Origin of the sequence: Parageobacillus sp. VR-IP, assembly GCF_013357975.1 — a bacterium.
Taxonomy (GTDB): domain Bacteria; phylum Bacillota; class Bacilli; order Bacillales; family Anoxybacillaceae; genus Saccharococcus; species Saccharococcus caldoxylosilyticus.
Map to the genome: position 1 here is coordinate 172,319 of NZ_JABVYQ010000001.1, position 13,238 is coordinate 185,556.

The following is a 13,238-nucleotide window of genomic DNA, read 5'->3' on the forward strand; positions in this document are numbered from 1 at the left end:
GTTTTTTAGATAAAGCTACAGTACGACAAGTTCAAAAATCCGACGAAAATACTTGTATAAAATGTTAATATTTATAATCTGTATAAAAAAATAAATAATCCAGTAGTTTTTATAATCTGTATAAAAAAATAAATAATCCAGTAGTTTAAAGCGTGTTTGAATATAATACGGCATTCATTGAAGAAAAAGGGGATGAAATTTATGAAGAAGGCATCGGCATGCTTCAAGGCTGCTGCGGGGACGGTGTGATTTTGTTATATTCGCGTATGGATGATAAGCTGATAAAATACAAAAAAATGAATTCCCATTTATCGTTATCGACAAGCTGCATCCAAAAATCGCCATACACAAAAAAACTTGCAACAAATTGTTGCAAGTCAAGGAAGAGAGGGTGCCTTTTGCTATATGTGCAAAAGGCTGAGGAACTTGGATCAGAAGCAGCATGTATTTTTATCATAGCTGCTATATACAGACCGCTCAACAAATATGTCAGAAAATATTACATAAAATTCACATGGCGATGAAGAATATTCCGTTTCCACTGCTTTCTACCCATTAACAATCTTCCCGCCATTCACATGTATCATTTGCCCCGTAATATAGGATGACTCCTCGCTTGCCAAAAAGACATAGCTCGGGGCGACTTCGCTCGGCTGGCCCGGCCGTTTCATTGGGGTGTTGGAGCCGAAGGTGGCGACTTGGTCGCTTGTGAATGTCGATGGAATAAGCGGCGTCCAAATCGGTCCCGGCGCGACGCCGTTGACGCGGATGCCTTGCCCGACGAGCGATTTTGCCAGCGAACGCGTAAAGGCGACGATCGCGCCTTTTGTGGCCGAATAGTCAATCAATTGCTCGTTGCCTTCATAAGCGGTAATCGACGCCGTATTAATAATGGCGCTGCCTTTTTGCAAGTACGGAAGCGCTGCTTTTGTCAAATAAAAATAGCCGAAGACGTTCGTGCGGAACGTTTTTTCCAGCTGTTGCGCAGTGATATGGAGCAAACTGTTTTGTGGATGCTGCTCGGCGGCGTTGTTGACGACGATGTCTAGTTTGCCAAATTGGTCGATCGTTTGTTTGACCGCTTGCTTGCAAAAGTTTTCATCGCCTACATCGCCAGCGATTAGCAAGCATGTTTTTCCTTCCTGCTCGACAAGCCGCTTTGTCTCTTCGGCATCTTCATGTTCGTTTAAATAAATAATCGCGACATCGGCGCCTTCTTTGGCGAAATGAATCGCGACCGCCCGGCCGATGCCGCTGTCGCCGCCGCTAATGATGGCGACTTTGTTCTGCAGCTTCCCGCTTCCTTTATACGTTTCGCTGATCGAGACCGGCTGCGGGTTCATCTCCGTTTGCAGTCCGGGCTGTCGGTCTTGGTGCTGCGGCGGCAGCGTTGCCTGTTGTTTCGTGACCATTTTCCATTCCTCCCTATGTTATCATTTGTCATCGTTAGTATGGAATAAGGAAAGGGAAATAATGTAATGTTGGCAAACAATCATTGCTGACCATATTGCATAAAAAAGCTGGCCAAAATCGGCCAGCTTTTTTACAACACGTTGAAATAGCGCGCTTCCGGATGGGCGAAGACGATCGCGGAGACGGATGCTTCCGGCTCCATCATATATCCGTCTGTTAAATGAATGCCGATTTCTTCTGGATGAAGAAGGCGGAACAGTTTTTCTTGATCCTCTAAGTTTGGACAGGCCGGGTAGCCGAACGAGTAGCGTTGCCCCTGGTATTTGGCGGCAAAGCGCTCTTCCATCGTAAAATCCGGGTCATCTGGAAAGCCCCAGCGGTCGCGCATAATTTGGTGAATGCGTTCCGCAAATCCTTCCGCGATTTCGAGCGCCAATGCCTGAATCGCATGGCTTTTTAAAAACTCGCCGCTTTCTTTCCACTGCTGTGCCAGTTCGCGGATGCCTTTGCCAGCGGTGACGGCAAAAAAGCCGACGTAGTCGATTTGCCCGCTGTCTATTGATTTTAAATAATCAGCGAGGCAAAGATACGGGGCCCGCGGCTGTCTTGGAAATTCAAACGTTTCGATCACCGTCTTCTTGTCTTCTGGAGAATAAATGTAAATGCGGTTTCCATCACTTTGCGCCGGGAAAAATTGATATACCGCCGCTGGCGTAATCCAGCCATGCTGCTTTGCTTCTTCAAGCAGTTCATCCACGACTCCTTTTAGCATCAGAGCTTTTTCATCTTTTTCTTCCAAAAGCCGCTTCACTTTTCCTTTTAATCCGAGATGGTGTCCGAGCACCATTTGCCAGTTGACATACGGAATAATATGGGACAGCGGAATCTCTTTTAATATGTGGCGCTCCAAATCGGTTGGGACAAATACCGGCACGTCCGTAGAAACATTGGATTTCGCTGTCATGACGGCAGGTGCGGCTTGTTCCCGTGCCACTTCCCGTTTTTCCGTTTTTGTATATTCGATTTCGTTTTGCTGCAATTGGTTTGCCAGCGCCAGCCCTTCCATGGCGTCTTTGGCGTATAGGACAATTCCATCGTATTCCGGAGCGATTTTGTTTTCTGTAAATTTACGCGTCAGCGCGGCGCCGCCGACTAAAATCGGCGTCGAAATGCCTGCCTGCCGCAAATCTTGCGCGGTGACGACCATTTGCTGCGCCGATTTGACAAGCAGGCCAGATAAGCCGATGATATCCGGCTTTTCCGCCTGAACAGCTTCGATGAGCTGCTGCGGCGCCACCTTAATGCCTAAGTCAATGACATGAAAGCCGTTGTTGCTTAAAATAATGTCGACCAAGTTTTTGCCGATGTCGTGCACATCGCCTTTCACAGTGGCGAGAATGACCTTTCCTTTTGTGCTGTCTTCTTTTTTCTCCATGTATGGCTCTAAAAAGGCGACCGCCGCTTTCATCACTTCCGCGCTTTGCAATACTTCGGCGACAATGAGCTGGTTGTTGTTAAAGAGCCGGCCGACTTCGTCCATCCCGGCCATCAGCGGGCCGTTAATAATGGCAAGCGGGTCAGGATAAACTTGCAGAGCCTGTTTTAAATCGGCAAACAGCCCTTCTTTCGTGCCTTCGACGACATAGCCCGCGAGCCGCTCTTCTAAGCTAAGTTCTATTTTCGCTTTTTTCGGCTCTTTTGTTTTGTCGCGGTAAAATTGGATAAACGTATTTAATGTTTCATCGTTTGTGTTAAACAGCAATTCTTCCGCTAACCGCACTTCTTCTTCCGGAATCGAGGCGAAGCGTTGCAATTTTTCCGTGTTGACGATCGCGTAATCAAGACCGACCTGCGTGCAATGATATAAAAAGACGGAGTTTAAAATTTCCCGTCCGACCGGCGGAAGCCCGAACGAGACGTTGCTGATGCCGAGCATCGTTAAACAGTGGGGCAGCCGCTCTTTAATAAGGCGGATGCCTTCGATCGTTTCTTTAGCGGAGCCGATGTATTGTTCATCGCCAGTGCCGACCGGGAACACAAGCGGGTCGAAAATAATGTCATGCGGGGATACCCCGTATTTGTTGACAAGCAGGTCATACGAGCGCAAAGCGATTTCCAGCTTCCGCTCGGCCTTCACCGCCATTCCTTGTTCGTCAATCGTGCCGACAACAACGGCGGCGCCGTATTTGTGAATAAGGGGTACGACTTTGGCAAACCGTTCTTCGCCGTCTTCCAGATTGATCGAGTTAATGATCGCTTTTCCTTGCGAATAGGTGAGGGCGCGCTCAATGACCTGTTCGTCGGTTGAATCGATGACAAGCGGTACTTTGACTTTTTTGACAACTTGCTGAATAAATTTTTCCATATCCTCTTGTTCATTGCGGTCCGGGTCGGCCAGGCAGATGTCGATGACGTGGGCGCCGTTTTTCACTTGCGTGCGGGCGATTTCCGCCGCTTCTTCGTATTTTCCTTCAGCGATGAGCCGTTTAAATTTGCGAGAACCGATCACGTTCGTCCGCTCGCCGACAAACAATGGCCGCATCGTTTCATCGTAAATAAGCGGATCGATGCCGGAAACGGCATGAATGGCAAAAGACTTCGGAATCGGCCGCGGCGGAATATCGCGGACCGCTTCGGCGATGGCGCGGATATGTTCCGGCGTCGTTCCGCAGCAGCCGCCGACGATGTTGATCCAGCCTTTTTCGGCGAAACGCTGAACTTTTTTCGCCAGCATTTCCGGCGTCTCATGGTAATGCCCTTCCTCATCGGGAAGACCGGCGTTTGGGTAGCAGCTGACCGCCGTATTGGCGAGGGAAGCGAGCGTGCGCAAATGGTCGGTCATAAACTCCGGGCCGGTCGCGCAGTTTAAACCGACGGCAAACGGTTTCATATGCTGAACGGAGATGAAAAACGACTCGATCGTCTGCCCGGCCAGCGTCGTGCCCATCGGTTCAATCGTGCCGGAAATCATGATCGGCACCCGTTTGCCGACCGCTTCAAACGCCTTGGAAATGCCGATAAAGCCGGCTTTAACGTTTAAGGTGTCCTGGCACGTTTCCAAAAGCAGCAAGTCGACGCCGCCAAGCAATAGCCCGCGCGCTTGTTCTTCATAGGCGGCGACTAATTGGTCAAACGTTACGCCACCCGTGACGGACAACGTTTTTGTCGTCGGTCCCATCGAACCGGCGACAAAGCGCGGCCAATCGGAAGTCGAGTAGGCGTCGGCGGCTTTGCGCGCAAGCTTAGCCGCTTCGATGTTTAATTCGAGCGCTAAATGGCCGAGCCGATATTCCTCTAACACGATGCTTGTTGCGCCAAACGTGTTCGTTTCAATAATATCCGCGCCCGCCTGCAAATACGCATCATGAATGTGTTTGATCACATGCGGGACGGTGAGCGTCAAATATTCGTTGCATCCTTCGTATTGCTCGCCGCCGAAATCGTCGGCCGAGAGCTTTGCGCTTTGAATCATCGTTCCCATTGCACCGTCAATGACGAGAATCTTTTTGGCAAGCTGTTGTTCGAGTGTTGCGTTAGCCATGGAGTACCTTCCTTTCTTGTGCGGCTTTTTCTTTTTCGTGAATATAGCGGACAAGTTCGGCTGTGATTTCATAGCGTAAAAACGGCGTAATGAGGTAGATGCCGTTAAATAAGTCAAAAGCGGCGTCAATGAGCGATTTGGCAATCGCGATCCCTTCGCGCGCCGCTTGCACTGGGTCGTTGGCGCATGCCGCCATGCGCGCGCGGATTTCTTCCGACAGCGTAATGCCCGGCACTTCATGGTGAAGAAAATCGGCGTTGCGCGCGCTCACAAGCGGCATAATGCCGATGTAAATCGGCGTTTCGAGATGTTTCGTCGCTTCGTACACTTCCTCGATTTGCCGTTCGGAATAAAGCGGCTGGGTAATAAAATAGTGGGCGCCGCATTGAATTTTTTTCTCCAGGCGCTCTACGGCCTTATCCAAATGGCGGACGTTCGGATTAAAGGCCGCGGCGATCGAAAAATTCGTTTTTTGTCCGAGCGGTTTTCCCGAATACGACAGCCCTTCGTTAAATTGGCGAATGAGCCGAATCAAGTCGAAAGACGATAAGTCGTAGACCGATGTCGCTCCAGGAAAATCGCCGATTTTCGATGGATCGCCGGTAATGGCGAGCACATCGGTGATACCGAGCGTATGCAAGCCCATCAGATGCGACTGCAGCCCGATCAAATTGCGGTCGCGGCAGGTGATATGAATAAGCGGACGGATGCCGAGCTGCTGTTTGACGATGGAGCCGAGCGCCATGTTGCTGATTCGTGGGGTAGCCAGCGAGTTGTCAGCCAGTGTCAGGGCATCAATGTTTGCCTCTTTCAGCGCTTTGGCGCCTTCTAAAAATTTGGCGATCCCTAATTTTTTTGGCGGATCGAGCTCGACGATCACCGAACGGCGCTCGCGGACGATGTCTTGCAGCGTCGGCACCGCGTTTGGTTCGTTTGATGATATGGAAACGGAAATATGGCGCTGTTTGACCGTTTTCGTTTGCACTGGCGTCCGATCGGTTAAGGCGTTTGCCATCGCTTCGATATGTTTCGGCGTCGTGCCGCAGCACCCGCCAATCAGGCGCACGCCTTGCTCACGGAAGGCAAGCGCTGTTTCTTTAAAATAATCCGTGTTTGTTTCATAGACAAGCCGTCCATCGCGATAATCCGGCAGGCTTGCGTTCGGATACGCGGAAAGAAACGCTCTGTTTGGCAGCGGCACTTCCTCCAGCGAGCGGATCATATGGTACGGGCCGAGACGGCAGTTTAGACCGACGACATCGGCTCCCAACTGTTCTAGGCGCGCCAATGCTTCGGCAAGAGGAGTGCCATCTTGCAAGACGCCGACTTCATGGAGGGAGACGTGCGCGATAATCGGCTTATCTGTTTCTTTGCGTGCGATCGCAAGCACTGTCTCTAATTCTTCTAAATCGTAATACGTTTCGAGCAACAAGCCGTCGACATCCTCATTTAACAGCACAAACAATTGCTCGCGAAACGTCCGCTTTACCTCTTCGATGGAAACGGCGCTTTTATTGATGCTGCGCAACCCTCCGATCGTTCCAAGCACGTAGGCTTTATTTCCCGCCGCCTGTTTGGCGAGCCTTACCGCCGCGCGGTTAATCGCCGGCACCTCGTCTTCGAGTCCATAGCGGGCGAGTTTGACGTAGTTGGCGCCATATGTATTCGTTTGAATGACCTCGGCGCCTGCGGCGATATATGCTTCATGAATATGAATGATGTCTTCCGGCTTCGATAAATTTAGTTCTTCAAAACATCGGTCGACGCCGTGCGAGTATAATAGCGTTCCCATCGCGCCATCGGCGATGAGGATGCGTTCTTTTAAGTCTTGCAAAAGTCCCACGCTCATTCCCCCGTTCTATGAAAATGGTAAAAGAAAAAAGCCTTCTATAAGAAGAAGACTTTTTATGTATCGTCTCTTCTTATCTTCCAGGCGTTTTCGCCTGTCTGGATTTAGCACCTTGGCTTCCGCCAGGTTGCTGAGGGTTCACTGGGCCAGTCCCTCCCCCTCTCTTGATAAGAAATTCGCTATGAAGTTGTAGCCAAACGTTTCAACGATATAGTTTTGATATTAATATATAATGTAAAGCATTTTCTGAAAATATTCAATATAATGGAATCGTTTTCAAGAAAATATCCCATCCTTACATGGAAAAAGCATTAGTACTTGATATTTAATGAAAACAGTGTCATTCACTATAGTGAACGTGAATGATTGGAATTTATAAATGTGGAAATAGAGGGGAAGAGCATAAAAAAATGTTACGGGCACTTAGTGCCGTAACATCTTTTTTATCGATAGTTGACAAATTGCACATCAATCGGCAGATCAGCTTCGCGAATTGCGGCGATGACCTTTTGCAAATCGTCTTTACTTTTGCCGCTGACGCGGATTTGATCATCCTGTACTTGGCTTTTCACTTTCAGGCCGGTGTTTTTAATGATCGTGTTGATTTTTTTCGCATTTTCCTTGTCGATGCCTTGCACGAGTTTGGCGCGCTGGCGCACCGTGCCGCCTGATGCTGGCTCAATTTTGCCGTATTGAATGTTTTTCGTCGGCACGCCTCGTCTAATGAGCTTGCCGATCAGCACGTCTTTAAGCTGTTCCAATTTAAATTCATCGTCAGAAATGAGAACGAGTTCGTCTTTTTCTAAGGAAATGTCGCTTTTGCTGCCTTTAAAGTCATAGCGGTTTTTAATTTCTTTCAGTGCGATGTTGATCGCATTGGTGACTTCGGATAAGTCGATTTTGGATACAATATCAAAGGAACTTTCTTTCGACATACACAACCTCCAGCACTTTTCGTTATTTAGTTTCATTATAGTAAAATGTGGCAAGGGACACAACAAGAAAAGGAGTGGGGGACCAAACACGGATAGCAGCGTTCTTGTGATGCAGGGAAAAACGACGTTTTGCGTGGAACTTTCAATTGGAGTGGGGAATAATAAGCGTGAAAATATAGACAAAAGGAAGAGGCTGCAATGAAACGATTAATTCCTGGAGAAATCATGACATTAACGGTAAAACGGGAAACGCCGTTTGGCTACGTTTTAACGAACGGCATGGAGGAAGTGCTGCTGCATAAAAGTGAAGCGAACGACATGCTTGCGGTGGGCGACGAGGCAACCGTATTTTTATATCATGACCACGACGGGCGGCTATGCGCCGCCATGAAAATGCCGAAAATCACGAACAACTGCTACGACTGGGTTGAAGTGGTGGACGTCGTTCCGAAATTGGGCGTTTTTGTCGATATTGGCATTTCCAAAGATTTGCTTGTGTCCATCGATGATTTGCCGCCGCTTCGCTCGTTATGGCCAAAGCGAAGGGATCAATTATATTGTTCGTTAAAAACGGATAAACGCGGCCGCCTTCTTGCTAGGCTTGCCGATGATGAAACGATGAAACAAATCGCCGTGAGCGCGCCGGAATCAGCATTTAACCAGAATATTCGCGGGCGCGTCTACCGCGTGATTAAAGTAGGAGCGTTTCTTATCTCCGATATCGGCTATCTCGGTTTTGTTCATGAATCCCAGTGGCGAAACGCGCCGAGGCTTGGGGAAACAGTGGAAGGGCGGATTATCGCCGTCAAAGAAGACGGGACGGTGAACGTATCCCTGTTGCCGCGCAAGCATGAAAGCATAGACGAAGACGCGGCGGCCATTTATGCCTATTTAGAAAGCCGTGGCGGGGCGATGCCATATCATGACAAAAGCGATCCTACTGATATTCAAGCGCGCTTTCATATGAGCAAGGCCGCCTTTAAACGTGCTTTAGGCCGCCTGATGAAGGAAGGAAAAGTATATCAAGAAAATGGTTGGACGTATAAGAAGGAATAAAGGAGGCAGAGCCAGTCGGGCTTTGCTTTTTTTCTGCCAAAAAACTTAACAAATGTCGAACCATGCCGATAAACAATAATGGACACTATGAAAAGAAAGGGACGAACATATGAAACAGCAAAGACGTATATGGCATCTTGTTATCGCGTTATTGGCTATGTTTACGATGATGTCCGGCTGTTCGCCGGAAGAGACAGTGGCAAAGAAAGACAGGATCAAAGTCGGAATTATGTTGTCGGACGTCGGACTTGGGGATCAATCGTTTAGCGATTCTGCGTTTCGCGGATTAATGAAAGCACGAGATGAACTAGGCATTATTTTTGATTACCGTGAATTGAAAGATACGAAAACATATGAACAAGGGTTAAAAGAGCTTGCTGCAGATGGCAATGATATCATCATCGGCCTTGGCTTCATGGTACAAGAAGATTTGGAAAAAGTGGCGAAACAATATCCAAAGCAGCATTTTATTTTAGTTGACGCTGTTTCGGATTTAAAAAATGTGACATCGATTACGTTTAAAGAAGATGAAGGAAGCTTTCTTGCCGGAGTGGTGGCGGCGCTGACGACGAAAACAAACCGCCTCGGGTTTATCGGTGGGGCGGATGCGCCGTTGATTCATAAATTTGCAACGGGATTTGAAAAAGGGGTTCACGCCGTAAAGCCGTCCGCTTCTGTTCAAATTGTCTATGCCGGCGATTTTGGCAATGACAAGCTCGGCGCTAATATCGCCAAAGACATGTTTGCCAAAAAGTGCGACGTCGTGTATACGGCGGCTGGATTGACCGGAGTCGGTGCGCTTCGGGAAGCGGAAGCAAGCGGCGTGTATGCCATTGGTGTAGACAGCGACCAATATTTTTACGCGGAAAAAGCGGTGGTGACGTCGATGGTCAAAAATGTCGATATCGCTTTGTTTCGCGTGTTAAAACAATACGTGGAAAAAGGGGAATTGCCAACCGGCACCGTTCAGCTGGGGCTGGCGGAAAATGGAGTCGGGCTCGCGCCGATTCGCGTTGTGCCATGGGATGAGCAAAAGCAACAGCTGCTTGAACAGTGGAAACAAAACATTGTGGACGGCAAAGTGACAACCAAGTAGCACAGAAAAGGGGATTAGAATGACAATTCGCAGAAAATTATGGCTTCATTCGTTTCTTTCGCTTATTGCATCGATCACATTGATGGGGTTCATTATCGCCAATATGTTGTCGATTCAGGCAACGAATAAAGATATCGTTCCGGTTTTGCTGACGGTAGAAAAGCTCGAGGCAAGCATGAAATCGGCAAAGCAAAGCTTAAACAATGCCGCTTATAGTATGACAGAAGGAAATAAACAAGAAGTTTTGACGCAAATCGAAGCGACAGAAAAGCTGATTGGCAAGTTGGAAAAATCGTTGAAACAAAAGGAGCTCCGCTCTCTATTAGCGAAAGCGAAACAAAAATTTGCCGATGTACACACCAAGTCGATTGCCGCTCTTGAGCATCGCGATGCATCGGAAGCGAGACGGCAGGCAATGCGAATCGAAGGGGCGGTCAATGACGTTTACACGCTGCAATTATATGCAAACGATTATTACAAAGAACTTCAGCGCGATTTGCAGGGGCAAATTCATTTTGTCATTTGGACGGCGGTCATCGGCAGCATTGCCCTCATCGTGCTGTCGGGAGCGATAAGCTTGCGCCTGACGCGCTCGATTACGAATCCGCTCAAGCGTCTTGCCAACAACGCGGCCGAAATTGCAGGGGGTAATTTGCTTGTCGAGCGCATTGACTATAAACAAAACGATGAGCTAGGCGCATTAAATGTAGCATTTCATACAATGGTCGAGGAGTTGAAGCGGCTGCTTCGCTCGGTAGAGGTGGTTAGTCAACAAGTCGAAACATTTGCCAAAGAAATTGAAGCAGACAACCAAATGCTTACAGAGATTAACCAGCAAGTCGCGCTATCCACCAATGAGCTGTCCGCCGGAGCGCAAAGCATCTCTGAAGAATTGCAGCAAGCGGTACAGCAGATTGAAAAAATGGATGACACGTTTGCCAAAACAGCGGAGCGAACCAAGCAGACAGCGCATTACAGCGAGGCAGCGGTCGAAGCGATTCAACATGGCCAAAAAGCGATGGAACAACAAATGCACTTCATCCGTGAAAGCAATGAAGCGACGTTGTTGATTGAAAAAGCGACGAATGAATTTACGAGCTATGCCGTCAACATTGAACAAATGGCAAAGGCGGTATCCGATATTGCGGAACAAACGAATTTGCTGGCGTTAAACGCAGCCATCGAAGCCGCAAGAGCGGGAGAAGCGGGAAAAGGATTTGCCGTTGTCGCTGATGAAGTGCGCAAGCTTGCCGAGCAATCCGCACAGGCGACAAAGCAAATTTTTGAAACCGTTTCGCTGATTAAGCAGGGCATTTCTTCGGTTTCCGCAGCTGTCGCCCAAGGAGTGAAAATCGCCGAGCAGCAATCGCAAACGATTGAAACGACAACGAGGGCATTTGCTGAAATCGAGGGAAAAGTCGCCGGCATTTCCGCCGATATTCAAGCGCTTGTCGATAGTGTCAGCATGTCCAAACAATTGGAAGAAAAAGTATTGCAAAATGTGGAAAGCATCAGTGCTGTCATCGAACAATCGGCGGCCGGCAGCGAAGAAATCGCCGCATCGATGGCCGAACAGCTGACGGCATTTGAAAAAATGGTGGAGAAAGTGACGAAACTAAGACAATTGACTGATGAGCTGCGTGAGGTGATGGCAAAGTTTCGGATGGAATGAAAATAAAGGCTGTCCAGCATAAAAGGACAGCCCGTTTTTTACAAATGATCCGTCTCCTTCGAGTACGCAAATTTCCCCGCCTGGCGGTTTTTTTCGCGAAGCATGTTTTTTTCATGGCGTTTCGCGTTGTTGTCGCGCGCTTTTTTATCGTTGTCGCTCGTACGGGACATAGCGGTGTGCACTCCTTTTATATAAGATGTACACCGATAGTGTTTTCGAAACGAAGCGATTTTATGCTTCGATAGAAGGAGTTTGGATGAATCAATGTTGCCAGACCAGTCATTGTTTTCCTAGCAAAGATAAACAGCATTTATAGAATACGAGCGGGAAAACTCCTAGCTTTCAGCGAAGGAGATGAGAGTGAGCGTCGGACGGGGGAGGGGATGAACCCTCCCACAAGTCCGACATTTTTTGTAAATACTCTTTGACTAACTTCTCAATTTCCCTTCGGTAGAAGGGATTACCCAAGACTCCCCATGCCTTTAGGCATGGGGAGTGGTCAAACTTCGATATATTTGTTTAGGAAAAAGAGTGCCAATGTGCCTGGACCGGCATGGGCGCCGATCGCGCCGCCGATTTCAGTGATGAAAAAGCGCGTGCAGCCATATGTTTTTTCAATAAGCTGCTTTAATTCTAATGCGGCTTCTTCGTCGTCGCCGTGGCTGATGCCGATGACTTGTTTTTGCAGGTCATCGCCGCGTTCGCCCATGATTTCGACCATGCGCTTCAACACTTTTTTGCGGCCGCGTAATTTCTCAAGCGGAATGAGTTTGCCGTCTTCGACATGAAGAAGCGGCTTAATGTTCAAAAGGCCTCCGACCATTGCCGATGTTTTGCTGATGCGGCCGCCGCGCGCCAGGTACTCAAGATTATCAACTGTAAAAATATGTTCCATATGGTGGCAATAGGAGGCAATCGTTTCACATAGCAAATTGTAAGGCATGCCTTTTTCGGCAAGCTCCGCCGCTTTCATCACCGCCAGTCCTTGTCCGAGCGACGCGCATTTCGAATCGATAATCGTTAGCTGAAATTCAGGATATTCCTCGAGCAATTCATTGCGAATCGCCATCGCGGTTTGATATGTACCTGATAACTGCGAGGAAAACGCGATATATAGGCAAGGGCGTTTTTCTTTTGCATATTTGGTAAACAGCTCTTTCATTTTCAGCGGATTTGCTTGCGCGGTTTTCACGATTAGTCCGTTTCGCATCGCGTCATATACTTGTTTTGGTTCGATGGTGATAAAGTCTTCGTGTTCTTCGCCATTGGAATGGACAAGAAGCGGCAAAAACGCGATGCCGCGCTCCTGCAAATAAGAATATGGAAGATCACAGCCACTGTCTGTAATAATTTGAATGAACACTACATCCACCTCTTGCAAAGTTAAGATAACAATATATTTTTAGTGTAGCGATGATGAGGAAAAAAGACAATTTTTCTTTCACGAAAAAGGCTGCGGACGAGCGCCGCAACCGTTATGGAGTGAGTTGATCGAGTTCTTCTTGAAATTGACGCAACTGCGCTTTTTCCGCCGTATTGGAATGCGCGTAGGCCGACGATAAGGCGTTTTTGGCGATAGCAATCGCACGGTCTAGGTCTATATCGGCCTGGCCGCTTGCCGCTTGTTTCGCCTGCATTACCGCTTTGCGCGCTTCTTGAAACAATCGGTTCGCCAT

General features: G+C 48.3%; 10 protein-coding genes and 1 riboswitch. Of the genes, 3 read left to right on the top strand and 7 right to left on the bottom strand.

Annotated features, from left to right (window positions below):
* Positions 1–548: 548 nt before the first annotated feature.
* From HT574_RS00990 to HT574_RS01005, 4 genes are all read right to left on the bottom strand, one after another.
* Positions 549–1,412, bottom strand: a complete 864-nt coding sequence (locus HT574_RS00990) for an SDR family oxidoreductase (RefSeq protein WP_175243148.1) — start codon at positions 1,410–1,412, stop codon at positions 549–551.
* A 131-nt stretch (positions 1,413–1,543) separates the two neighbouring features.
* Positions 1,544–4,954 carry a methionine synthase gene (gene metH, locus HT574_RS00995; RefSeq protein WP_175243149.1) on the bottom strand — a complete coding sequence of 1,137 codons (3,411 nt, stop codon included), beginning with the start codon at positions 4,952–4,954 and terminating at the stop codon, positions 1,544–1,546.
* On the bottom strand, positions 4,947–6,797 hold the full coding sequence (locus HT574_RS01000) for a bifunctional homocysteine S-methyltransferase/methylenetetrahydrofolate reductase (RefSeq protein ID WP_175243150.1): 1,851 nt from the start codon (positions 6,795–6,797) through the stop codon (positions 4,947–4,949). Before HT574_RS01000 ends, metH begins: the two co-directional genes overlap by 8 nt.
* 76 nt (positions 6,798–6,873) lie before the next feature.
* Positions 6,874–6,977, bottom strand: a riboswitch (SAM riboswitch).
* Positions 6,978–7,246: 269 nt separating this feature from the next.
* Positions 7,247–7,738 carry a YajQ family cyclic di-GMP-binding protein gene (locus HT574_RS01005; protein WP_042408734.1) on the bottom strand — a complete coding sequence of 164 codons (492 nt, stop codon included), beginning with the start codon at positions 7,736–7,738 and terminating at the stop codon, positions 7,247–7,249.
* Between the two features lie 198 nt (positions 7,739–7,936).
* Here HT574_RS01005 and HT574_RS01010 point away from each other — a divergent pair, with 198 nt between their 5' ends.
* From HT574_RS01010 to HT574_RS01020, 3 genes are all read left to right on the top strand, one after another.
* Positions 7,937–8,794 carry a CvfB family protein gene (locus HT574_RS01010; RefSeq protein ID WP_175243151.1) on the top strand — a complete coding sequence of 286 codons (858 nt, stop codon included), beginning with the start codon at positions 7,937–7,939 and terminating at the stop codon, positions 8,792–8,794.
* Between the two features lie 109 nt (positions 8,795–8,903).
* Positions 8,904–9,890 (top strand): BMP family lipoprotein, encoded by a 987-nt coding sequence (locus HT574_RS01015; RefSeq protein ID WP_175243152.1) that lies wholly within the window; start codon positions 8,904–8,906, stop codon positions 9,888–9,890.
* 19 nt (positions 9,891–9,909) lie between these two features.
* Positions 9,910–11,562, top strand: coding sequence for a methyl-accepting chemotaxis protein (locus HT574_RS01020; protein WP_175243153.1), 1,653 nt, complete (start codon positions 9,910–9,912; stop codon positions 11,560–11,562).
* 38 nt (positions 11,563–11,600) lie between these two features.
* Here HT574_RS01020 and HT574_RS01025 read toward each other — a convergent pair whose 3' ends face one another.
* The 3 genes from HT574_RS01025 to HT574_RS01035 all read right to left on the bottom strand — a co-directional run bounded on the left by HT574_RS01025 (position 11,601) and on the right by HT574_RS01035 (position 13,238).
* Positions 11,601–11,732, bottom strand: a complete 132-nt coding sequence (locus HT574_RS01025) for a DUF3941 domain-containing protein (RefSeq protein WP_017436369.1) — start codon at positions 11,730–11,732, stop codon at positions 11,601–11,603.
* Between the two features lie 329 nt (positions 11,733–12,061).
* The gene (locus tag HT574_RS01030) at positions 12,062–12,925 is read right to left on the bottom strand and encodes a DegV family protein (RefSeq protein ID WP_175243154.1); all 864 of its coding nucleotides are present in this window, start codon (positions 12,923–12,925) and stop codon (positions 12,062–12,064) included.
* Between the two features lie 112 nt (positions 12,926–13,037).
* Complete coding sequence (locus tag HT574_RS01035) at positions 13,038–13,238, bottom strand: DUF3813 domain-containing protein (protein WP_017436367.1); 201 nt, start codon at positions 13,236–13,238, stop codon at positions 13,038–13,040.